The 22,039-nt window shown below is 62.8% G+C and carries 16 protein-coding genes; 7 read left to right on the top strand and 9 right to left on the bottom strand.

Annotated elements, in window-relative coordinates; all coding sequences use genetic code 11:
• Positions 1-44: 44 nt before the first annotated feature.
• Both H1S03_RS10475 and H1S03_RS10470 read right to left on the bottom strand, forming a co-directional pair.
• Positions 45-1,088, bottom strand: coding sequence for a permease (locus H1S03_RS10475; protein ID WP_185804397.1), 1,044 nt, complete (start codon positions 1,086-1,088; stop codon positions 45-47).
• Positions 1,089-1,147: 59 nt separating this feature from the next.
• Complete coding sequence (locus H1S03_RS10470; RefSeq protein WP_166193299.1) at positions 1,148-1,465, bottom strand: ArsR/SmtB family transcription factor; 318 nt, start codon at positions 1,463-1,465, stop codon at positions 1,148-1,150.
• Positions 1,466-1,614: 149 nt separating this feature from the next.
• On the opposite strand from H1S03_RS10470, the gene H1S03_RS10465 reads away from it, so the two are divergent.
• Both H1S03_RS10465 and H1S03_RS10460 read left to right on the top strand, forming a co-directional pair.
• Positions 1,615-3,192: a bifunctional metallophosphatase/5'-nucleotidase gene (locus H1S03_RS10465; RefSeq protein ID WP_430700901.1), complete on the top strand. Its 1,578-nt coding sequence runs from the start codon at positions 1,615-1,617 to the stop codon at positions 3,190-3,192.
• A gap of 278 nt (positions 3,193-3,470) precedes the next feature.
• Positions 3,471-8,435, top strand: coding sequence for a beta strand repeat-containing protein (locus H1S03_RS10460; RefSeq protein WP_185804395.1), 4,965 nt, complete (start codon positions 3,471-3,473; stop codon positions 8,433-8,435).
• 86 nt (positions 8,436-8,521) lie between these two features.
• On the opposite strand, the gene H1S03_RS10455 is transcribed toward H1S03_RS10460, so the two are convergent.
• The 5 genes from H1S03_RS10455 to H1S03_RS10435 all read right to left on the bottom strand — a co-directional run bounded on the left by H1S03_RS10455 (position 8,522) and on the right by H1S03_RS10435 (position 13,838).
• Positions 8,522-9,598, bottom strand: a complete 1,077-nt coding sequence (locus tag H1S03_RS10455) for a TFIIB-type zinc ribbon-containing protein (protein WP_185804394.1) — start codon at positions 9,596-9,598, stop codon at positions 8,522-8,524.
• A 3-nt stretch (positions 9,599-9,601) separates the two neighbouring features.
• Entirely contained in the window at positions 9,602-10,705 is a 1,104-nt protein-coding gene (locus tag H1S03_RS10450; RefSeq protein WP_185804393.1) for an SPFH domain-containing protein, read from the bottom strand.
• Positions 10,706-10,767: 62 nt separating this feature from the next.
• Positions 10,768-11,949, bottom strand: coding sequence for a toxic anion resistance protein (locus tag H1S03_RS10445; protein WP_185804392.1), 1,182 nt, complete (start codon positions 11,947-11,949; stop codon positions 10,768-10,770).
• A 3-nt stretch (positions 11,950-11,952) separates the two neighbouring features.
• Positions 11,953-12,864 carry a 5-bromo-4-chloroindolyl phosphate hydrolysis family protein gene (locus H1S03_RS10440; protein ID WP_185804391.1) on the bottom strand — a complete coding sequence of 304 codons (912 nt, stop codon included), beginning with the start codon at positions 12,862-12,864 and terminating at the stop codon, positions 11,953-11,955.
• A 149-nt stretch (positions 12,865-13,013) separates the two neighbouring features.
• Entirely contained in the window at positions 13,014-13,838 is an 825-nt protein-coding gene (locus H1S03_RS10435) for a TerC family protein (RefSeq protein WP_185804390.1), read from the bottom strand.
• Between the two features lie 244 nt (positions 13,839-14,082).
• Here H1S03_RS10435 and H1S03_RS10430 point away from each other — a divergent pair, with 244 nt between their 5' ends.
• The 4 genes from H1S03_RS10430 to gatA all read left to right on the top strand — a co-directional run bounded on the left by H1S03_RS10430 (position 14,083) and on the right by gatA (position 17,606).
• Positions 14,083-14,286 (top strand): cold-shock protein, encoded by a 204-nt coding sequence (locus H1S03_RS10430; RefSeq protein ID WP_097928136.1) that lies wholly within the window; start codon positions 14,083-14,085, stop codon positions 14,284-14,286.
• A 199-nt stretch (positions 14,287-14,485) separates the two neighbouring features.
• Entirely contained in the window at positions 14,486-15,778 is a 1,293-nt protein-coding gene (gene guaD, locus H1S03_RS10425; RefSeq protein WP_185804389.1) for a guanine deaminase, read from the top strand.
• Between the two features lie 53 nt (positions 15,779-15,831).
• A complete protein-coding gene (gene gatC / locus H1S03_RS10420; protein WP_166193273.1) occupies positions 15,832-16,119 on the top strand; it encodes an Asp-tRNA(Asn)/Glu-tRNA(Gln) amidotransferase subunit GatC in 288 nt (95 codons plus the stop codon).
• A gap of 2 nt (positions 16,120-16,121) precedes the next feature.
• The gene (gene gatA / locus H1S03_RS10415; RefSeq protein ID WP_430700905.1) at positions 16,122-17,606 is read left to right on the top strand and encodes an Asp-tRNA(Asn)/Glu-tRNA(Gln) amidotransferase subunit GatA; all 1,485 of its coding nucleotides are present in this window, start codon (positions 16,122-16,124) and stop codon (positions 17,604-17,606) included.
• A 66-nt stretch (positions 17,607-17,672) separates the two neighbouring features.
• Here gatA and H1S03_RS10410 read toward each other — a convergent pair whose 3' ends face one another.
• Entirely contained in the window at positions 17,673-18,680 is a 1,008-nt protein-coding gene (locus H1S03_RS10410; protein WP_185804387.1) for a Fe(3+) ABC transporter substrate-binding protein, read from the bottom strand.
• A gap of 142 nt (positions 18,681-18,822) precedes the next feature.
• Here H1S03_RS10410 and mnmH point away from each other — a divergent pair, with 142 nt between their 5' ends.
• Positions 18,823-19,884, top strand: a complete 1,062-nt coding sequence (gene mnmH, locus H1S03_RS10405) for a tRNA 2-selenouridine(34) synthase MnmH (protein WP_185804516.1) — start codon at positions 18,823-18,825, stop codon at positions 19,882-19,884.
• On the opposite strand, the gene selD is transcribed toward mnmH, so the two are convergent.
• Entirely contained in the window at positions 19,871-22,018 is a 2,148-nt protein-coding gene (gene selD, locus H1S03_RS10400; RefSeq protein ID WP_347339226.1) for a selenide, water dikinase SelD, read from the bottom strand. The genes mnmH and selD overlap by 14 nt on opposite strands.
• Between the last annotated feature and the right edge of the window lie 21 nt (positions 22,019-22,039).

Genomic DNA, 22,039 nt, shown 5'->3' with positions numbered 1-22,039 from the left:
GACGCGGCAGGCCGTTTTCTGTCAGGTCGTGTTGGCGACTCGGGTCAGCTGCCCATCCACGCCTGAAACAGCAATCCGCACAGGAACGCCCCGCTGAGCGACAGCGCGATGTAGAGCGTAAAGACCTTGGGCCGGACCAGAGCCCAGACGGCAATCGCGGCAGGCAGGGAGGTGACCCCTCCGGCCACGAGGAAGGCCAACCCCGCGCCCGGTGCCATGCCCTGCTCCAGCATTCCGCCGATCAGGGGCAGCGCGGCGTAGCCGTTCAGGTAGGCCGGAACCCCCACCACCGTCGCCAAGGCGATGGGACCAATGCCCGTTCCGCCCAATGTGTTCGCGATGATTTCCGCCGGAACAAAGGTCAGCATCAGGCTTTCCAGTAGAAAGGCGAGCACCAGCCATTGTGCCAGGAACAGCGTGGTCTTGATGCCTTCGCGTCCAAATTTCGCGCGACGTTCGGGGGCGGCCCAGAATTTCCAGACGACCGGTTGCGGCGTGCGGAGGTTCGACGCACCACAGCCGCCGTTCCCGATGCCCGCCCGCAGCGGATCGGCCAGCGCGCCGCCGCGTGCCAGCAGATAAACCACCAGCCCCCCCATGACGCCCAGACCGATGGCGGACAGCGTTTTCGCAATGGCAAACTCGGTGCCGAGGACCCCGGTGGTCAGAACGAACATCGAAGGGTCCATGACGGGGGAGGCGAGCCAGAACGCCATCACGGCGGATAGCGGCACGCCCATGCTCAGCAAGGCCGCGATCAACGGAATGACTCCGCATGAACAGAACGGCGACAGCCCGCCCGCCAGCGCGGCAAGCCCGATCATCAGCAAGGGGGATCCGGTGAAGGCCCGCGCGATCAGGCTGTCCGCCCCCGTCGCCCCGGCCCATGCCGCGATGGCGATCGACAGGATCAGGAACGGGGCGGTATGCAGCAGCGCGTCGAGCGTGAAGGCAAGGCTGAACCGGGCCTGCGCGGGCGACAGGATCGCCAGCAGGATCAGGATCGCGATACTGGCCAGCCAGACCTTGTTTCGCTTCAGTTCTTCGAGCATCGGGTTGGGTTTGTGAGGAATTGCCGTATCAATCATGTCTAAATATCCAGTTTTATGGTTTTTATGCGTACCGCTCGGCGTGTGCCGAGTTAGGTTCAGACCATGGCTTCGGTTCGGCGCGGCGTCACGCCCGTGCAGCATTCGGACTTGAGGAAATCGAGAACCCGGTTCATCTCGACGAAATCGACGCGGCTGACCACATCGCGCCCCTGCTTTTCCTGCGCGACCAGTCCCGCATCCACCAATGTGCGCAGATGATGCGCCAGAGTTGAGGCGGCGAGGTCCAGCTCGCCCCGTATTTCACCTACGGTCAGGCCGTCAGGGCCAGCCTTGACCAACAGACGGAAGATCGCGAGTCGGGCGTCATGGCCGAGCGCGGCGAGGGAACGGGCGGTGGGGCTTGATATGCTCATGCAGATACAAGAAACCAGTTTTATAGTTATGTCAAGCGGACGCGGCGTGCCTTGCGACAATCGCGCTAAGCGGAACGAGGACCGTTGATCTTTTGGTCAGCTTTTACCACGATGCTGCCATCCAACAGCGAAATGAGGTCATAATGTCCATGAAGCCGATTCTTGTCGCCACCGTAGCGCTCAGCGCGCTGGCGACATCCGCGCATGCCGAATTCAGCATGACCGTCCTGCACACCAACGATGTTCACAGCCGGATCGAGCCGATCAGCAAATACGACTCCACCTGCTCGGCCGAGGACAACACCGCCGGCGATTGTTTCGGCGGCATGGCGCGCGTCCTGACCGCGATCAACGAGGCGAGGAGCGAAAACGAAAACGTCCTGCTCGTGGATGGGGGCGACCAGTTTCAGGGCACGCTGTTCTATACCTATTACAAGGGCAAGGCCGCGGCCGAGTTCATGAACCAGATGGGCTATGACGCGATGACCGTGGGCAACCATGAGTTCGATGACGGCCCCGAGGTGCTGCGTGGATTCATGGATGCGGTCGATTTCCCCGTCCTGATGTCGAATGCCGACGTGTCAGGCGAACCGATGCTGGACGGTGTGCTGAACAAGTCCACCGTCGTCAACGTGGGGGGGGAGACGATCGGCCTGATCGGTCTGACGCCTGAGGATACAGGCGAATTGTCCTCTCCTGGTTCCAACATCACCTTCTCCGACCCGATCGAGGCCGTTCGCGGTGAGGTGGAGCGGTTCGAGGCGCAGGGCATCAACAAGATCGTCGTGCTCAGCCATTCCGGCTACAACGTCGATCTGGCCGTGGCCGAGGCGGTCGATGGCGTGGACGTGATCGTCGGCGGTCACTCCAACACGTTCCTGTCCAACGTGGACGATGGGGCCGCAGGGCCGTACCCCACGATGGTCGGCGACACCGCCGTGGTTCAGGCCTATGCCTACACCAAGTATCTGGGGGAGTTGCAGGTCACGTTCGACGACGATGGCAACGTGATCTCCGCCACAGGTGAGCCGCGCCTGCTGGATGCCAGCGTAACCGAGGATGACGCTGTCGTCACTCGGGTTGGCGAACTGGCAGGTCCGCTCGATGAAATCCGTCGTGAAGTCATCGGTGCCACCACAGCGCCGATCGACGGTGATCGGGGAACCTGCCGCGCGACGGAATGTGAGATGGGCGCATTGGTGACCACCGCCATGCTGGAACGTGTCGCGGATCAGGGCGTTCAGATCGCCATTACCAATGGCGGCGGTCTGCGGGCCTCCATCGACGAGGGTGACATCACCATGGGTGAGGTTCTGACGGTCCTGCCGTTCCAGAACACGCTGGCGACGTTCGACCTGACCGGGGCCGGCATCGTCGAGGCGCTGGAAAACGGTGTCAGCCAGGTCGAGGATGGCGGCGGTCGCTTCCCGCAGATCGCGGGAATGCGCTTCACATGGGATCCGGCGGCAGAGGTCGGATCGCGGATCGTCTCCGTTGAGGTAGAGGGCGCGGATGGCACCTTCTCCGCGATTGACCCGGATGCGACTTACGGCGTGGTGTCCAACAACTTCATGCGCGGCGGCGGCGATGGATATGCGGTTTTCGCGGAGCAGGGCATGAACGCCTATGATTACGGACCCGGTCTGGAGGTGGTCGTGGCCGAGTACCTGACCGAGGCCGGCGAATACACACCCGCCACCGAAGATCGAATCATGACTGCCGAGTAAAACGAGCCGAATAAAACAACTATAGGGCGTGCCATCGAAAGCTGGCGCGCCCTTTCCGTTGCAAACTGGCAGCTTGTTAACGATTTTTCTGGACTGAACAGGCCTTGGGGGCCTATTCGACCATGGAATCAATGGGGCAGGGCGTGCCCAATTGCGGTCACAATCAACCGCTACAACCTCGCCATCTGAGGGCCCTGTGGGGGCAGGCTCTCCCGGTTTCACATCGTGGGGCCATTTTGTGGGACAGGCAGCCTGAGCTGCAAACAAGGATCGATGGCATGACGAACTGGGCCTACTCGTGGAAGAGCTTCACCGTAATCGATGAGAATTCGATCCGGACCGACAGTAATTTCAGTACCGGTGATTCCTTCACCTATGCGGGCGCAGATGCCACGATGTATGTCTGCGATAATGATCGCGGGCTGGCGGGCGACAATTATGCGAATGAGTATGGGAGCGATCGTCAGAGTGGTTGGGTCGAAGAGAACGGAACCTGGACCGAGGCGGGCAACGTCTACTGGGAAGGCTACTACGTCATGCATGGGTCCGATGGTCAGACCTATTTCTTGATCGAGATCGAAGGCACGAAGCTGTGCGATGGCGGCAACGACTATTTCGCGTTCTACGGCAAGGTTCCGGCGCAGGGCGTCGAACTGACCGCCGCGTGCTACTACAATGATTGCGGTTCGCTGAGCTATGCGTGCCTGTCCGGTGGTGAGATCGGCTCCCACGCCACGCCGCCCGCCGCTGATGATGATTTCCTCGCTGTCATGCAGGGTGAGGGCTTCGGTGACACCGATATCAACGTGCTGCTGAACGATGAGTCCAACACGTCCGAGGCACTGATCGTCAAGGAAGTTGACGGCTCCGCCGGGCTGGTGGGCGTATGGGTCGATCTGGCCGATGGCGGCCGCATCCTCGTGTCCGCCGACGGAACCGTCGATTTCGACGCGGCCGGTGATTTCGACGCGCTCGCCGAGGGACAGACGGCCACCGTCTCCATCGATTATCTGGTGCTGAATTCCGACGGTCTGACCGACACGGCGACCCTGACCGTTCAGGTCACGGGCGTGAACGACGCGCCCGTTGCAGTGGATCAGGCCGTTACCACCGACGAAGATACCGCCGTGACCGGGAACGTGATGAACGGGGCCTATGACATCGACGGCGATGTCGTGTCCCTCGATGGTATCTCGCTGGGTGCGATTGGTGAGGAAATCGCCTTTACGACCGCGAACGGCTACACCGGCACCGTCGTCGTCAACGCCGATGGAACGTTCGTCTACACCCCCGGCCCCGATGCGGACGACATGGCTCAGGGCGATACGGATACCTTCTCCTTCGACTTCACCGTGAAATCGCAGAACGGCTTCACGACCATCGACAACACGCGCATCATCGACTTCGAGACCGGAGAGGCGATCGTCACCTATGTCGACGGTGCCGGCAATCCCGGCAACGACAAGCCCGTCGGCTCCGTCGGTGAGGATCCCAACGGTACGGGGTCGGAGGATAACGGCACCACCGTCGGCAACTCTGACGGTTTCGGCGTCGATGGCACCACCACATCGGGCGGTGGCGATCTGCACGCGGGCGACGTCATCACCACGCAGATCGAGGGCATGACCATCTCGGTTCAGGCCAATGGTAAGGGTGGCAAGTACGACGAGGCGATGATCTTCGACTCGAACAACCCAACCGGTGGCGACTACGATCTGGCGACAAACACGCAGAACAACGTCCTGATCATTTCCGAGGACGGCAAGTCCAACGATCCCGACGACAACGCCAAGGGCGGTGAGATCCGCTTCTCGTTCGATGAGCCGGAGGACGTGAAGTCCCTGACCATAATCGACAACGAGGAAGGCGTCTGGATCGGCTTCTATGATGAGAACTGGTGCAAGACCGGTTCGCAGTGGGTTCCGTGCGCGCCGGATAACAGCATTCAGACGGTCGCCCTCAACGGTCAGAACGTCTCCCATATGATTGTGATACTGGAAGGTTCCGGCGCAATCGACGATCTGGTGCTGGGCAATACCGTCGAAGTGCCGGCCTACCTTTACGACACGGCCACGGTCACGGTGACGATCACCGGCGAATCCGACGGACCCACCGCCGTGGCGGATATCGCGACGACGGATGAGGACACGTCCGTATCCGGCAACGTCATCGAGAACGATCTGGACGCCGCCGGTTACTCTGTCATCGGCCTGTCCGAGGGCACGGTGGGTGAGGCGTTCGAGGTGACCTCCACCGGCGGTCGCACAGGTCTGCTGACCGTCAACGCCGACGGGTCGTATACCTTTGCACCAAATGACGGATTCGACGATCTGAGCGTCGGGGATACCGACACGCTGACCGTCTCCTACTCGCTGGGCACTGATGGCGTGACAGCCGAGACGGCCGCGGATCTGAACATCACCGTCACCGGTCTGAATTCCGGCCCTGTCGCGGTGGATATCGCGCTGAGCATGAACGAGGCGCACGGTCGCGATACGCAGCCGAGCACGGTTTCGGGCAATCTGCTGGACGGTGCGACCGATTCGGACGGCGATGTCATTTCGCTGGCCTCCACCACGCTGGGGGCGATCGGCTCCACCGTAGACGTGGTCACAACCGGCGGACGGACCGGCACGTTGCAGATCGGGGCGGATGGCGCGTTTACCTTCACCTCCACCGATGATGGCCTGGACCTGACGCAGACCGACACGCTGGTCTTCGACTACACCGTTGCATCCGATGATGGCAGCGTGCTGCGCACCGATACCAAGACGGTGACCATCACGATCAATGGCTTGAACGAGGCACCTGTCGCAATCGCGCAAAGCGCAACCGTCACCGAGCAGAATACGGTCGGTCTGGCCAGCACGGTGTCCGGCGATCTGCTGGACGGCGCGACGGATTTTGACGGCGACACCGTTTCGCTGGCCTCCACGTCGCTCGGCGCGATCGGCAGCACCCTCAACGTGACCACTGATGGCGGGCGCTCGGGCGAACTGACGATCAATGCGGATGGCACGTTCACCTTCGTCTCAACCGATGACAGCCTCGATCTGGGTCAGACTGATACGTTGAGCTTCGACTTCACCGTTCAATCGACGGGTGGCGCGACCGTGCAGACGGGTTCGTCCACGGCGACGATCAACATCAACGGCTACAATGCCGCGCCGGTCACGATCGACTCGACCTTCACGGTGTCCGAGGCGAACGCGCAGGGCCTGACCTCGACGCTGACAGGCAACCTGCTGGACGGGGCGACGGATGCGGAGGGCGATGTCATCAGCATCTTCTCGACCACAATCGGCGCAATCGGTGAGACGGTCACGATCGAGGTCGGCCCCGGCCGTTTCGCAGACCTGACCATTCAGGCCGACGGATCGTTCACGCTGACCTCGCTGGACGATACGCTGGACCTGAACGCCAGCGATCTGGTCGAGATCGGCTTCACCGCTGTCTCCTCCGGCGGCACGACGCCGCAATTCTCCTCCTCGGTGGCGCGCATTTCCATCGAGGGCGTCAACGTGGCACCTGATGCAGGTGATGTAAGCGTAGATGTGTTCGAGCAGAACACCCAGGGTCTGGACTCCACGGTCGAGGGAAATCTGCTGGCCAATTCCACGGATGCGGACGGCGACACGATGTATATCTCGTACACCTCGCTGGGCACGGTCGGTGAAACCGTTGAGGTCGTGACCACAGGCGGCCGCACGGGTCTGCTGACCATCGGGGCGGATGGCAGCTATAGCTTCACCTCCACCTCGCCCGATCTGGATGTGAACCAGACCGATACTGTCACATTCGAGTTCACGGTATCGTCCACCGGCGGAACCACCGTTCAGAATGCGCCTGCGATCGCCACGATCAACATCGCAGGGGTGAACGTGGCGCCGACAGCCGTCGATCAGTTCTACACCACGACCGAGGATGAGGTTCTGCGCGGCAGCAACGGCAACCCGGTGAACGTATTGCTCGGCGCATCCGATCCGGATGGCGACAGCGTGACATTGCAAAGTGTCAGTGACGGTATCGTTATCTCGACCCCGCGTTCCGCAGTGGACAACCCGATCGTGAAGAATGGGATGATCATCGGCTACCTGAATGTGTTCGTCGACGGTTCGTTGCGGTATACGCCTACTGCGGAAGCGGCAGAGATGATGAACGACGGCGACGTCGATGAATTCTCTTTCCAGTTCACGGTTGCATCCACCGATGGCGTTACCGTGCAGACCGACACCAAGACCGTCTCCATCACGATTCTGGGACAGGACGATGTCGCGCCGAACACGCCCCCGATCGCACGGGGCGAGGTGATCGAGATCGACGAGACCCAGATTGCGAGCGGCGACCTGAACGCGCTGACCACGGATGCCGATGACGGTGATGTGGTCACGATCGACACGGTTCAGGGTCAGGCCTTCGATGCGGTGAACGGCAACACCATCGAGTTGACCTCCAACGCCAATGGCTGGACCGGCACGTTGACGGTGGCTGCCGATGGCACGTTCGATTTCGACCCCAGCGATCAGTTCCTGGCGCTGAACAATGGTGATAGTGAGATCGTCAGCTTCACCTACTCCGCCTCCGACACATCGGATGCGAGTGCGGGCGCCACGATCGACATCATCGTCAACGGGATCAGTGAAGGGGAACCCGCCGCGGCGGACGTGAACTACTACTTCCTGATCGACGCGTCCTCCTCGATGTTCACCCCCACCGGGGCGGTCGATTGCGACAATAACGGCGACGGCATTACCAGCTGGGTCGATCTGTCCATCGGAATGGCGGACCTGCTGGGCAGTGAGCTTCCCAGTGTTTGGGAGAATGCTACGGACCTGACAACCTCGACGAGCTATTACACCTATGGCAGCGTTGCGACGCAGGTCGACAGTCCGACCCTTATCGACGGCAGCATGGCCTCATCGACCAACCTCAATTCCGCGCTGCAATCATTGACATTCGATCTGGAGGCCGGTGTGCGCAACGAGGTGTTCATCTTTACCGACGGCGCGTCCTCCAGCACCGATCTGAAGCAGACCTTCACTGATCTGGGACAGGCAGGGGTGGTCTTCTCGACCTTCAACGTTTCGAATGCGGTTTCCGGTGCTTCCGACGTCCTCGACGGTTTGCTGGAGGCGGCGGGGCAGAGCAACGATACGCTCGTTTTGGATGATTGCGACGATGTTGAGATGGAAGGCTGGTCGATCATCTATGACCTTGAAGATGAGCTCTACCAGGTGAGCTGATCGGATCGGCCTGACGAACAGAAAGGGGGGTGACCTGATGGTCGCGCCCCTTCCTCGTTTAGCCGGCTTTCGTTTAGGTGGTGCAATCAGCGTTGGGTGAAATATGCGATCACGGCGGCCGCGATGAGGCCCAGAATGACCGCGAAGGCGATCTTGACCGGCGACCAGGGGCGTTCCCCCGCGACGGCGCCGGTCCGGGCGTTCACCACGAAGCGATAGCTCTTGCCACGAAACCTGTAGGCGGCGATCCAGACAGGGACGAGGATGTGCTTGTACGTCATGTCGCTGAGGGCCATGCGCATGTCGTCGATCCGCTGTGCGTCGCCGCCGATATCCCTTTTGATCAGCTGCCTGGTCTCCTCCTCCATCATGGCGTGGGCGAGGTTTTTCGCCTCCATCACGTCGATGGAATAGGCCTCCGCCCGGAAACCGGCGAGGAATTGCGGGCGGTAGGGCTCCAGCACGGCCAGATCGAAATGCGAGACCTTCCGCACCTGATCCTCGGGCAGGGTACGTGATCCTGTCACGAGGACGTCGTTGAAAAAGTGGGAGATGCGACCGCTTTTGCGCCGCCAGCGAATCTCGGACACGGTGCGGCGGTTCTTACCCGATCCGACTGTGCGCGAATGCCGGGTGCCGCGCTGACCGCGATATTCCGTCTGGGATTGCGCGTCGAAGGTCCAGTAGGGCAGGTAGATGCCTTGAAGCTTCTGATCCGAACGGGCGTATTTCTTGAGCGCGTTGGGGGCAAACCACAACCCGCGCATCCATTTGCGCATCGCATCGCGTCCGCCGGCCTGATCGATGTCGAAGGGCAGGATGCCGCGTGGCTTGATGTGTCGGTTGATGCCGGTATCGGTCACGATGGGCGTCGCGCAGAAGGGGCATTCGGCGGCGTGCTCGTTCGGGTCGAATTCCACCTGCGCCCCGCAGGAGGAACACTGGACGACGCGCGTCTCCTCCATCTGCGCCTCGGGCAGCGTATCCTCGACGGCGGAGCGCAGGTCCAGCTCCGCCACCGCGCTGCGATCCCAGGGGGAGGCGGCGGGCATCGGTTCCGTGGCACCACAATGATCGCAGCGCAGCAAACGCTCACCGGGGGCGAAGCGCAGGTCGGAGCCGCACGTTCCGCACGGGAAGCGGTGCGTTTCGATCTTACCCATGGATCATGCGCCCGGCGGTGGCGGCGGTGGGGGCATGACGGTAAAGAGCTGGGCAAGCTCCTGAATGTCACCCGCCTTGGTCCAGCCTGCGGCCCCTGCGGTCCAGACCAGCGTATCGCGGGTCAGTCCGCCCTCATGCGCCATGCGGCCCAATCGCGCCTTCGAATAGGGCCCATGAGTCTGGCCGTTTTCGGCGATATGCCACACATGCTCGACCGGGGGTGGCGGGGGTGGTGCGGCCTGCGCGGCGGCGGGGGCGCTGCCCCATGGGCCGTTCTGCGCCATGGCCATGCCCATTCCCATGCCCAGACCGGCGCCCATGCCGCCACCGGGATTCTTGGCGGCCTCGGCCATCGCTTCGGCTGCCTGAAACTGCGTATAGCGGCCCAGATCACCGACGACACCCATCGAGGTGCGACGGTCCATCGCCTCCTCCACCGCGGCGGGGAGGGAGATGTTCTCGATCATCAGGAGCGGCACCTCGATGCCGTACTCCGCGATTTCGGGCGCGATCTTGGCCGCGACGAACTTGGCCAGATCCTCGGTATTCGCGGCCATGTCGAGCACCGGAATGCCCGAACCCGCAATGGCGGAGGAGAACCGCGACACGATGATATTGCGAAGCTGATAGGTGATCTCCGCCGTGGTGAACTCTCCATCGGTGCCCACGATCTCCTGAATGAACCTCGCGGGATCGGTGATGCGGATCGTGTAGGTGCCGAAGGCCCGCAGGCGCACCGGACCGAATTCCGGGTCGCGGCACATGATCGGGTTCTTCGTGCCCCATTTCAGGTCGGTGAACCGGGTGGTGGCGACGTAGTAGATCTCGGACTTGAACGGCGACTGGAACCCATGGTCCCAGTGCTGAAGCGTCGTCATGATCGGCATGTTGTTCGTTTCGAGCATATAGAGGCCCGGCGCGAACACATCGGCGATCTGACCTTCGTGCACGAAGACGGCGGCCTGTCCCTCACGCACGGTCAGCTTGGCACCGTATTTGATGGCGTGGCCCTCACGCTCGAACCGCTGGACCATCTTGTCGCGATTGTCCTCCGTCCAGTGGATGACGTCGATGAACTCACCGCGCAGGAAGTCGAAAATGGGCATGTGTATCTCCTTGCCGAAGCGGGCAAACCTCCCCCGTCAGGGGGGAGGGGCTTCGCGCGTTCTCAGATCTGGTCGCCCGTGGGGGTCGCCACGTTCTGCGCCTTGGCGCTGGCCAGAGTTTCCTTGAGCTGCTGTTCCATCGTCTGAAGCTCGGCCTCCGCTGCGGCGCGCTTGGCCTTGCCCTCATCCGCGATTTGCAGGCTTTCCTGAATGGTGTCGATCAGACGCTGGTTGGCCTCCTTCACCGCTTCGATGTCGAAGACGCCACGTTCCATTTCCGTGCGGATTTCGCGGTTGGCGGTTTGCAGGTTCTCGGCGTTCTGGCGTAGCAGATCGTTGGTCAGGTCGTTGGCGTCGCGCACGACATGCGCCGCCTCACGGCTGCGGTGGACGGCGATGCCCTGCGCCAGCTGGTTTTCCCACAGCGGCACAGTGTTCACGAGGGTCGAGTTGATCTTGGTCACGAGGGATTTGTCGTTTTCCTGCACCAGCCGGATGGAGGGCAAGGACTGCATCGTGACCTGACGGGTCAATTTCAGATCGTGTACCCGGCGTTCCAGATCGTCGCGGGCGGCGCGCAGGTCGCGCAGTTCCTGTGCCTTCATCACGCCCTGATCCTCGGGCGCGGCATCGACCTGCGCCACCTTGGCGGGGATGTCGTTTGCATCCAGATCAGCGATCTTTGCTTCACCGGCGGCGATGTAGAGCGCCAGCTCATCGTAGAAATCCAGCGTTTTCTCGTAGAGCAGGTCGAGCGATTTGATATCCTTGAGCAAGGCGTGCTCATGCTCCAGCAACTCATCGGTGATGCGGTCGATCTGGCCCTGAACCTCCTCGAACTTGGCGGTGAAATTCGCCAGCGGCGCGGCGCGGCCTGTCAGCTTTTGCCACCAGGACCGTTCAGCGCTGGGATCCAGTTCGGCGGCGGAAAATCCGCGCAGCGAGGAAACCATGTCGCGCAGCGAATTGCCCGCAGGGCCGATATCCTTGTTGCGCACGCCGGCCAGCATCTGCTGGCTGATCTGTTGCAGTTCGGCCTGCGCGCCGGAACCAAAGCGGATGATCGATTGGGTGTCGCTCATATCCAGTTCGGCAACGCGGCGGTCGATCTCCTGCTGTGGCACGTCAAGCGCACCGCCAGGGACGGGAAGGTCGGATTTGGGTTCGGGCAGCAGGGTTGCCGTGACGATCTCCGCCTCCTGTATGGTGGTCTGGGCTTTGGCTCTCGTGGTTTCGGACGGCATGGGTCACTCCATCTTTCGAGGGCGGACGCCCTCTTGTTTCAGTCGGTCGCGCAGAACGTCGATTTCGATGTCGAGGGCAGAGCGGTCATTTTCGATCAGGGTCGCGCTCTTGGCCTCGAATTGCAGTTCGAGGTCGTCGAGCAGGGCGAGGTAATCCTCACGTGCGGTGGTGTCGGGGGTGCGGGCCCACAGGTCCGCGAACTGGGCCGTCGCATCGCGCGCGCCGGACAGATAGACGCCGAGGTAGCGGCGCGCACCGGCCAGATCGCGCGGGTCCGCCTCGATCCGGCGGAACATGTCGCGGGCGGCGGCGGCGAAGCTTTCGACCCGTGCGGTGACGGTGCGGTCGCGAACACGCCCCGCCTGTGCGATCAGATCAGCCAGCAGGGTTTCGGCCTTGTCCACCGCACCTGCGACACGGTCCCGGTCGAAATCGGAATGTTCGGCCAGCCCCTTGGCGCGCAACGGGTCGAGGCCGAAGGCCGTCAGGTGCGCAGCAGTGGCGAGTGCACCGTAGAGGGCACCCTGGGTCAGCCCCAGATCCCAACCTACGGCGGCACCCAGCGTCACGCCGATGCCCATTGCGACCGCGCCCGCGATCTTGCGCGGGGCGCGGGGGGGGTGCGCCACGGTGCGGGCGGCGAAGGCGTCCTCGGCCTTCAACCCCTCCCGCGTCAGCCAGACACCGGAGGCCATACCGGCAAAGGCCCCCAGTTCACCCAATGCCCGCAGCGGATTGCCTGAGCCCAGTTCCAGAATGCCCGCGATCAGCATGGGAAACGCCGCGACCGACACCAGCGTCAGGCGCGCCGTCCACCGGCGCACGGGAACCCCCGACAGGGGCGGTCGTCTGGAACTGTCGCGTGGTCCCCCGGCGCCACCGGGACTGAAATCACCCCCATAGCGGCGGGCCATCAGGAGGGGCCTCCGGACGCCTGAAATGCGACGACGACCAGGATGACGATCAGCACCGCTGTCGCCACGCGCCGGATATTGCGTCGTTCCATCTGTCGCTCCTGCTTCGTTCGCGTCGTTCCTAGTATAAGTGCTCCACCGCCGGTTCGCTACTCCACTGCGCCAAGAGGTTTCGCCTCGGGGCCTACCTGAGCCGCACGATGCTTGCGCACGGTGTCGAGCTTGCGCCGGTATCCGGTTTGCAGGATCTGGACGATGAACAGCACCACGATCGAGAAATAGAAGGTGGATTTCGACATTGCGATGACCTCGTAGCCCAAGAGCTTCATATGCGCCTGATGCCCGCCTTCGCCAAGCAGGACGACGCCGACGATCAGCAGGACCATAAGGCCCAGAACCTCGTACATGCGGTTACGCTCGATGAACTCGGACACCTTGTCGGCGAGCAGCAGCATGCCCACACCTGACAACAGGATCGCGATGGCGAGAATGGGAAAGATCGTCGTGATGGCGATGGCCGACAGGATCGAGTCGAAGCTGAAGATCAGGTTCATGAACACGATCAACGCAATGACGGAGGCCGCCGACTTGCGTTTTTTCTGGTCCACACCGGCACCAAGATGATCGACGGCCAGCAGGTGGGCGATTTCCTTGACCGCCGTGTACATGATGAAGCCCCCGCCGAACAGGAACACCAGGGTCGCGAAGGTGAACTCACCCGTGATGATCCCCTCGAAATCCAGCGTGAACAATGTCTGCGACAGCACTTGCAGCAGCTGGATCATCACGAACAGCAATATGATTCGCAGCGCGATGGCGATCAGAATGCCCCAGCGGCGCACGCGGGCCTGATCCGCGATCGGCGCTCGCTGCGACTCGATGGAGATATAGAGCAGGTTGTCAAAGCCGAGCACGGCCTGAAGGAAGATCAGCATCACCAGGGTGCCGAGGTTTTCGAGTGTGAGCAGGTCCATGACGCTCCCTTTGCGCTGAGATTGATAGGTATAGTTTCAACCTGTGTGTTTTTTTCAGATTTCATCGGTTGGCAGAAATTTTCTATAGGGGATTTAAGCCTCCGCGTTGAACGAAGGGCCATTTTCCGCTACATTCGGACAACCCTGAAGACTATTCAGCACGTCGATGACGGGCCGGGGCGGTTGATAGGGTTTGCGAAGGCGGGGCGCGTTGCTCCTCCATACTACTCAAGGACCGTCAGCAATGGCCAAAGGTATCGTCAAGTGGTTCAACTCTGAAAAGGGTTATGGATTCATCCAACCGGATGACGGAGGGAAGGACATCTTCGTCCACATTTCCGCAGTGCAACAAGCGGGGCTACAGTCGCTTCAGGACAATCAGCCGATTGAATACGAATTGATCGACGGGCGTGATGGGCGCAAGAGCGCGGGCGATCTGGTCGTCTGAACGCGGCACGTCACGCGAACTGAGTCACGCGAACTGAAAGGGGGTGTCGGCGCGGCGCCCCTTTTTGCTGTGCGGGTCTCTTGCACGGGTCAGGGATGAGGTGATCCGCGCGGCAGCACGCATGTCGGTGAAGCGAAGGCGGGACTTCATCGTGAAACTGGCCTATCTAAGGCTAGCATACTGAGAATGGACGACGCCAATGGCCACCACCCTCCTTCTGGGCCAGACCCTGAGTTTTGACAATGATCCCTTCGCCGCCGGGCTGAAGGCTGCCCGCCATCTGAGCCGCGGCGCGGTGGCCATGCGTGACGGCTTCGTGCTGGAGGTCGGGCCGGCGGCGGATTTGCGAGGACGCTACGGTGATTGCACCTTGATCGATCATGGCAATTCCCTGCTGATCGCGGGATTCGTGGATGCACATGTTCACTACTCCCAGACCGGCATCATCGCGAGTTGGGGCAAGCGGCTGATCGACTGGTTGCAGACCTATACCTTCCCCGAGGAAATGCGCTTCGACGATCCGGGTCATGCGCAGCAGATGGCGGAACTGTATTTTGATTTCTCGCTGGCGAACGGCATCACCAGCGCCGCCAGTTTCTGCACCATCCATCCCCAGAGTGTGGAGGCGTATTTCGCCGCGGCGCAGGCGCGCGGGATGCGGATGATCGGCGGCAAGGTCATGATGGACCGCAACGCGCCCGAGGGGCTGCGTGACGACGCGCAAAGTGGCTACGATCAGTCCAGGGCACTGTTGGAGAAATGGCACGGCGTGGACCGGCTGGGCTATGCCGTGACGCCCCGGTTTGCCCCGACCTCCAGCGCCGCGCAGTTGGAGGCGGCAGGCACTTTGTGGGCGGAAAACCCGACCTGCGCGATGCAGACCCATCTGAGCGAACAGCGCGAGGAAATCGCCTGGATGAAGGAGCTTTTCCCCGATCATCCCGATTATCTGTCCGTCTACGAGGCGCATGGCCTGGCCGGCCCCGGCGCTGTGATGGGTCACGCGATCCACCTGACGCAGCGGGAGGTCGAGGCGATGGTCGCCACGGGGTCCGGCGTTGCGCATTGCCCCACCTCGAACACCTTCATCGGATCGGGCCTGTGCGACGTGCGCGGGCTGGCCGCGCGGGGCATTCCCATCGGTCTGGCGACGGATGTCGGCGGCGGCTCCAGCTTTTCCATGTTGCGCACGATGGCGGCGGCCTATGAGGTCGGCCAGTTGCGCGGCGACAGCCTGCACGCGGCGGAGCTGTTGTGGCTGGCGACCCAGGGGTCTGCGAACGTGCTGCGCATCGGTGACAAGGTCGGCAATCTGGCCGCAGGTCGCGAAGCGGACATCACCGTGCTCGATCTTGCCTCTACACCTGTCATCTCGCAACGCGCCGCGCGGGCCGTGGATATCTGGGACGCGCTGTTCGCCACGATCATGCTGGGCGACGACCGCGCGGTCGAGCAGGTCTATGTTGCCGGTCGCCAGATGCTGCCTGCTTGAACCTCGCCCCCTGCGCCGTTACACCCTGATCGACGCCTGAGAGGGAACCGCCAATGGCCATCGATACCGATACCGCGCGCCGTGTCGCGCATCTCGCCCGCATCCATGTGGAGGAGGAGCGCCTGCCCGCGCTCGCCGAGGAGTTGAGCGCCGTGCTCGCCTTCATGGAGCAATTGTCGCAAGTGGATACGGACGGGGTGGAGCCGATGACCTCGGTCACGCCGATGAACCTGAAACGCCGCGCCGATGTGATTACGGACGGCGACCGGCAGGAGGATATCCTGGCCAACGCGCCCGACGCGCGCGAAGGCTTCTTTGCAGTTCCGAAGGTGGTGGAATGACCATGGCTCTCAATACCCTCACCATTGCCGATGCCCGCGCGAAACTGGCCGCCAAGGAAGTGACGAGTCGGGAGCTGACGCAGGCCTGTCTGGACGCGATCGAGGGGGCCTCCGCGCTGAACGCCGTGGTCACCGTCACGGCGGAACGGGCGCTGGACATGGCGGATGCCGCCGATGCCCGCATCGCAGGTGGCGACGCGACCGCGATGACCGGCATTCCGCTGGGCGTGAAGGATCTGTTCTGCGTCGAGGGCGTGCGCAGTCAGGCGGCATCGAAGATTCTGGATGGATTCACGCCGCCCTACGAGTCGACGGTCACGGCGAACCTGTGGTCCTCCGGCGCGGTCATGCTGGGCAAATTGAACATGGATGAGTTCGGCATGGGCTCCGCCACGGAATATTCGGTCTACGGACCTACCGTATCCCCCTGGCGGGCGCAGGGATCGGACGCGAAGCTGACGGCGGGTGGATCGTCCGGCGGATCGGCGGCGGCGGTCGCGGCGGATCTGTGTCTGGCTGCGACGGGCACCGATACCGGCGGTTCGATCCGCCAGCCCGCCGCGTTCACCGGCACGGTGGGTCTGCGACCGACCTATGGACGGTGCTCGCGCTGGGGCGTGATCGCTTATGCATCCTCGCTCGATCAGGCGGGTCCGATGACCAAGACGGTGCGCGATGCCGCGATCATGCTGGGTGCGATGGCCGGGCATGATGAGAAGGACAGCACCTCCGCCGACATTCCCGTGCCCGATTTCGAGGCGGCCCTGACCGGCGACATTCGCGGCAAGAAGATCGGCATTCCGCGCGAATATCGCGTGGACGGCCTGTCTGACACGATTGCGAAGCAGTGGGACGAGGGCGCGGCCATGCTGCGCGATGCAGGGGCGCAGGTTGTCGATATCTCCCTGCCGCACACGCAATACGCGCTGCCGACCTATTATGTGATCGCCCCGGCGGAGGCATCCTCGAACCTGTCGCGCTATGACGGTGTGCGCTACGGCCACCGGGCGAAACTGTCGGCGGGCGACGGCATCACCGAGATGTACGAGAAGACCCGGGCCGAGGGGTTCGGCACCGAAGTGCAACGCCGCGTGATGCTGGGCGCCTATGTGCTGAGCGCCGGCTTCTACGACGCCTATTACCGCAAGGCGCAGCGGGTTCGCACGCTGATCAAGCGGGATTTCGAGACAGCCTTCGCCGATGGCATCGACGCGATCCTGACGCCGACCACGCCCTCACGCGCCTTCGCGCTGGGCGCGGCCGCAGAAATGAGCCCGGTGGAGATGTACCTGAACGACGTCTTCACGGTGACGCTGAACCTGGCGGGTCTGCCGGGAATCTCCGTCCCCTCCGGCCTTTCCGCGGATGGTTTGCCGCTCGGCCTGCAATTGATCGGAAAACCGTGGGAGGAGGGCGACCTGCTCAACACTGCGTTCGCGCTGGAGAAGGCGGCGAAGTTCGAGACCAAGGCCGCGCGCTGGTGGTAGCACTTCGAGCCGGGTACTAAAAAAGGGCGTCCCGCAGGGCGCCCTTTCGCGTTTCAGGGGTGGGAATTACTCCCAGCCGACCGTGTTGAAGATCTGCTGTGCCAGCGGGATGTTCGATGCGACCTCGGCCAGGCTGACATCGTCCGCCTTGAACTCACCCAGCGACGCGGCGGCCTCACCGACCTCGACGCCCGCGACGACGGGGAATTCGTCGTTGCCGTTGGCGAAGTATTCCTGCGCCGACGGGCTGGCCAGATATTCGAGGAACGCGATCGCATTCTCACGGTTCGGCGCATGTGCCGCGACACCGCCGGCGGAGATGTTCACATGCGTGCCGTTGCCGTCCTGATCGGGGAACACCCAGCCGATGTCCTCCACTCCACTGGACAGGCCGTCCACGTCCGAGCGCAGGGCGCGCGCGAAGTAGTAGGAGTTGGTGACGGCGATGTCGCACTCACCCGAGACCAGACCGCGCAGCTGGTCGGTGTCGCCGCCCTGCGGATCACGGGCCATGTTGGATACGATGCCCTGCGCCCATTCGGTCGCTGCTTCCTCACCCTCATGCGTGACGATGGAGGCCAGCAGGGTCTGGTTGTAGGTGTTGGTTGAAGAGCGGATGCAGACCATATCCGAATAGGCCGGATCGGCCAGATCGGTATAGGTCGCGGGCGGGTTTTCAACGCGATCCTTGGCGAAGAAGATCATGCGCGCGCGTTGCGAGAAACCGAACCACTTGCCGTCTTCGTCGCGAAGGTTGGCGGGAATCGCCTCGTTCAGGACATCGCTGTCGATGGATTGCAGAACACCGGCATTTTCGGCGCGGGTGATGCGCGACGCGTCGACGGTCAGCATGACGTCGGCGGGCGAATTCTCACCCTCCGCGACCATGCGCTCGATCAACTCGTCCGCGTTGCCGTCAATGCGGTTGATGGTGATGCCGGTCGCCTCTTCGAAATCGGAATAGAGACGCTCATCCGTGTCGTAATGGCGCGAGGAATAGAGGTTCAGTTCCTGCGCGAAGGCAGGGGCCGCCATCGAGATCGCGACAGTGGTGAGCAGAAGCGTACGGTACATGATGTGTCCTTCATGGCAGGTCGATTTGCGTTGCAGGGGCATGTTCACCACATTCCGACAAAAAACGTCAAGCATTATTCCGACTAAAATACTCAGAAAGGTGACGCTTCCCTCTTTCGCAGGGCTCGGCTATGTCCGGGGCATGACCTTTTCCATCTCCTCACTTGCCGATATCGCGGCTGCCGGCTTCGACGATATCATCGACGTCCGCTCCCCGTCCGAGTTCGCGGAGGATCATCTGCCCGGCGCGATCAACCTGCCGGTCCTCAGGGATGCGCAGCGCGCCGAGGTTGGAACGATCTATGTGCAAAACAGCCGGTTGGAGGCGCGAAAACTGGGCGCCGGTCTGGTCGCGCGAAATGTCGCGGATCATATCGACGCCTATTTCGCGGACAAACCGGGCAGCTATCGCCCGCTGATCTATTGCTGGCGTGGCGGGCAGCGGTCGAATTCGATGGCGCTGATCCTCAAGCAGATCGGCTGGCGGGCCGAAGTGCTGGAGGGGGGATATCGCACCTATCGGCGCCTGGTCAGCCAGATGTTGTACGACGCCGACTTCGCGTGGAAGCTGGTCCTGCTGGACGGCAATACCGGCTGCGCAAAGACTGATATCCTCAACGCGATCGAGGACCCGGAGGTTCAGGTCGTCGATCTGGAGGGGCTGGCCCGTCATCGCGGCTCGGTGTTCGGCGGCTTCGTTGACGTCTCGCAACCCAGTCAGAAGGCCTTCGAGTCGGCGTTGAGCCATATATTCACGGCCTTGGACCCGGCGAAACCGGTGCTGGTCGAGGCTGAATCGAGCAAGATCGGGCAAGTTCTGGTGCCGCCGAGCCTGTGGAAGGCGATGCAGGCCGCGCCGAGAATCCACCTCTCCGCGCCGCTGGATGAGAGGGCCAAATACCTCACCCGGGCCTATTCCGACATCGTTGCCGATCCCGCGCGACTGGACAACATCATCGACCGCTTGCAAGGGTTGCATAGTCACGAGGTTCTGAAAAACTGGCGCGAACTGGCTGCATCCGGCGAATTGGAGGCGTTGGCCGCCGCGTTGATGCAGGACCACTACGACGCGGCCTACAGCCGACAGCGCGCCCGGCATGATGTAAAGACAGTCGGCCTGGCCGTCAGGCGACTGGACCCTGCCGGCATTGTCGAGGTGGCCGGATCGGTCGCCAGCCTGGCACGGGAAATCACCCGATCCTGATCCGGGCCGGACCATCGGACAAAGTGCCGATATGGGCGGCGGTATAGCCTGAATCCATCAGCGCCGACAGGGTCGCCGAGACGTCCCCCGGTGCGATTGCCGCCAGCAGCCCACCTGAGGTTTGGGGATCGAACAGCAAATCCTTGAGCGGTCCCGCCGGTCCAATAACGTCCGCGATCCGCATTGTGTTTTGCGTGAACAGAGAGGACCGGTGCCCCGCCTCGGCCAGCGCCAGCGCGCCGTTGATGAGGGGTATCTCGTGCAGATCGGCGGAAAGACTGCACAGGTCGAGGATGCCGAACAGATGACCGGCCAGGCCGAAGCCCGTCACATCGGTCATCGCATGTGCCAGCGGCGACAGGATTGCGGCAGCGCGCGCCGAACTGAGCGACATCGACGTCAGCGCCGCCGCCACGCTATGACCGGGCGCCTGTGCCTGCATGTCCGCGGCCAGAATGGTGCCCGTGCCGATGGGTTTCGTCAGGATCAGAGCGTCGCCCGCCTGCGCGCCGGACAGACGTATGGGCCGCTCGACCAGCCCGGTGACGCTGAAGCCGACGGTCAGTTCCGCCCCCAGGGACGTGTGACCGCCCACCAGATCAGCACCCGCATCGCGCAGGGTGGTGCTGGCCGCGTCCATGATCTCACGCAGGGTGTCGGCCTGTGCCTTTTCAGCCATGCGGGGCAGGATAATCTGGCTCAGCGCGGCTTGTGGCTGCCCGCCCATTGCCCAGACGTCGCCCAGGGCGTGCAGCACCGCTATTCGCGTCAGAAGCCACGGGTCGTCGATGAAGGCGCGGAAGTGATCGGTGGTGAAGGTCTGGAAACCCGCGCCATGGATCAGAAGAGCCGCGTCGTCGCCTGCGCCCTCGGCTATGTCAGGGCGGTGCGGGGCGGGCAGATCGTCGATCTGGCGGCGCAGCGTCGCGGCCCCGACCTTGGCCCCGCAACCGCCGCACATCGGCTGGGCGGCGATCATCTCAGCCAGACCGTCAGCGGCCTCGGCTGGAATGTCGTTGGACTGGTTCATTGCGGGCAGATCGTCGAACTTGCGCATGAACTTGCTGTCTATGTGATCCTTCCACCGCCAGAGCAGTGATCCCGAGGGGGCAAGTCCGTGCCAGTCCGCCACAGCGTCCTTCGTGCCGAGGCTGACCAGCTTGAGGTAGTCGCGCTGTGGCTTGTAAGCCTTGAGCCGCTTGCCGCTGAGCGTCGCGCGCAGATTGTGGTGCAGGATCGGTGCCTGCCTAACGGCGAAAACGCCGGCCTTCTCACGCGGGGCATGCAGCATATGCGCACAATCCCCACCGGCAAAAATCGTCGGATCGGCTGGGCTGTTGAGATGCTCACCGACCTCGATAAAACCATCCGTCACGGGCAGACCTGTCCGCGCGACCCAAGGCAGCGGCGTCGCCCCCGCTGCGCCGACCGTGAAGTTGGAGGGGATATCGCCCGCCTGGGTTTCCACGTGATCCGCCGCGATCCGCGTAACCTGCACGCCCTCACGTATCGTGATGCCGGCATCGCGCAAATTGCGCTCCAACGCGGCGCGGGCGCGGGGGCTGGCGTGTTTGAGCGCGTCCTCCGCCTCCAGAATCACGATTTCGGGCGCATGGTCGCGCAAGCGGTGATGCATCGACAGGGCCAGTTCCGCACCGGCGACACCGCAGCCGATCACCGCGATCCTTGCCTCGACCTCTCCCTTTTCAACCGCTTCGACAAAGCGTGCCCAGCGATCCGCGAACAGGCCCAGTGGCTTGGCCGGTATGGCATGCTCCGCAAAGCCGGGCAGGTCGGGCAGGGTGGAGCGGATGCCGACATTGATCGACAGCGCGTCGAACGCCACAGGCGCGCGATCCGGCACGATGACCTGCCGGGCATTCAGGTCTAGCCCGGTCGCCGGTTTCAGCACCACACGCGCCCCCGCGAACCGGGCGAGGCGCATCAGGTCGATATCCAGCGCATCGCGGGAATAGTGGCCCGCAACGTGACCGGGCAGCATTCCGGTATAGGGCGCGGTCGGCTCGGGCGTTATCAGGGTGACGCGCACCCCGGGCAGGGGGGACATGCCCCATTTTCGCAGCACCAGCGCATGTGCGTGGCCCCCGCCGATCAGGATGAGGTCACGGGTCACGGGATGGCTGGGCTGCATATC

The organism is Pontivivens nitratireducens (assembly GCF_014235845.1).
In the GTDB taxonomy this organism is placed as follows: Bacteria; Pseudomonadota; Alphaproteobacteria; order Rhodobacterales; family Rhodobacteraceae; genus Pontivivens; species Pontivivens nitratireducens.
Note: the sequence above shows the minus strand (reverse complement) of the source record. Positions and strands in the feature narration are given on the sequence as shown.

What these genes read in the sequence shown, in the direction of transcription:
- H1S03_RS10460 (WP_185804395.1), top strand. Translation starts at nt 3,471, where the DNA reads ATGACGAACTGGGCCTACTCGTGGAAGAGCTTCACCGTAATCGATGAG.
- H1S03_RS10440 (WP_185804391.1), bottom strand. Translation starts at nt 12,864, where the DNA reads ATGGCCCGCCGCTATGGGGGTGATTTCAGTCCCGGTGGCGCCGGGGGA.
- H1S03_RS10445 (WP_185804392.1), bottom strand. Translation starts at nt 11,949, where the DNA reads ATGCCGTCCGAAACCACGAGAGCCAAAGCCCAGACCACCATACAGGAG.
- H1S03_RS10475 (WP_185804397.1), bottom strand. Translation starts at nt 1,088, where the DNA reads ATGATTGATACGGCAATTCCTCACAAACCCAACCCGATGCTCGAAGAA.
- H1S03_RS10470 (WP_166193299.1), bottom strand. Translation starts at nt 1,465, where the DNA reads ATGAGCATATCAAGCCCCACCGCCCGTTCCCTCGCCGCGCTCGGCCAT.
- H1S03_RS10450 (WP_185804393.1), bottom strand. Translation starts at nt 10,705, where the DNA reads ATGCCCATTTTCGACTTCCTGCGCGGTGAGTTCATCGACGTCATCCAC.
- H1S03_RS10430 (WP_097928136.1), top strand. Translation starts at nt 14,083, where the DNA reads ATGGCCAAAGGTATCGTCAAGTGGTTCAACTCTGAAAAGGGTTATGGA.
- H1S03_RS10410 (WP_185804387.1), bottom strand. Translation starts at nt 18,680, where the DNA reads ATGTACCGTACGCTTCTGCTCACCACTGTCGCGATCTCGATGGCGGCC.
- mnmH (WP_185804516.1), top strand. Translation starts at nt 18,823, where the DNA reads ATGACCTTTTCCATCTCCTCACTTGCCGATATCGCGGCTGCCGGCTTC.
- H1S03_RS10465 (WP_430700901.1), top strand. Translation starts at nt 1,615, where the DNA reads ATGAAGCCGATTCTTGTCGCCACCGTAGCGCTCAGCGCGCTGGCGACA.
- H1S03_RS10455 (WP_185804394.1), bottom strand. Translation starts at nt 9,598, where the DNA reads ATGGGTAAGATCGAAACGCACCGCTTCCCGTGCGGAACGTGCGGCTCC.
- gatC (WP_166193273.1), top strand. Translation starts at nt 15,832, where the DNA reads ATGGCCATCGATACCGATACCGCGCGCCGTGTCGCGCATCTCGCCCGC.
- H1S03_RS10435 (WP_185804390.1), bottom strand. Translation starts at nt 13,838, where the DNA reads ATGGACCTGCTCACACTCGAAAACCTCGGCACCCTGGTGATGCTGATC.
- guaD (WP_185804389.1), top strand. Translation starts at nt 14,486, where the DNA reads ATGGCCACCACCCTCCTTCTGGGCCAGACCCTGAGTTTTGACAATGAT.
- gatA (WP_430700905.1), top strand. Translation starts at nt 16,122, where the DNA reads ATGGCTCTCAATACCCTCACCATTGCCGATGCCCGCGCGAAACTGGCC.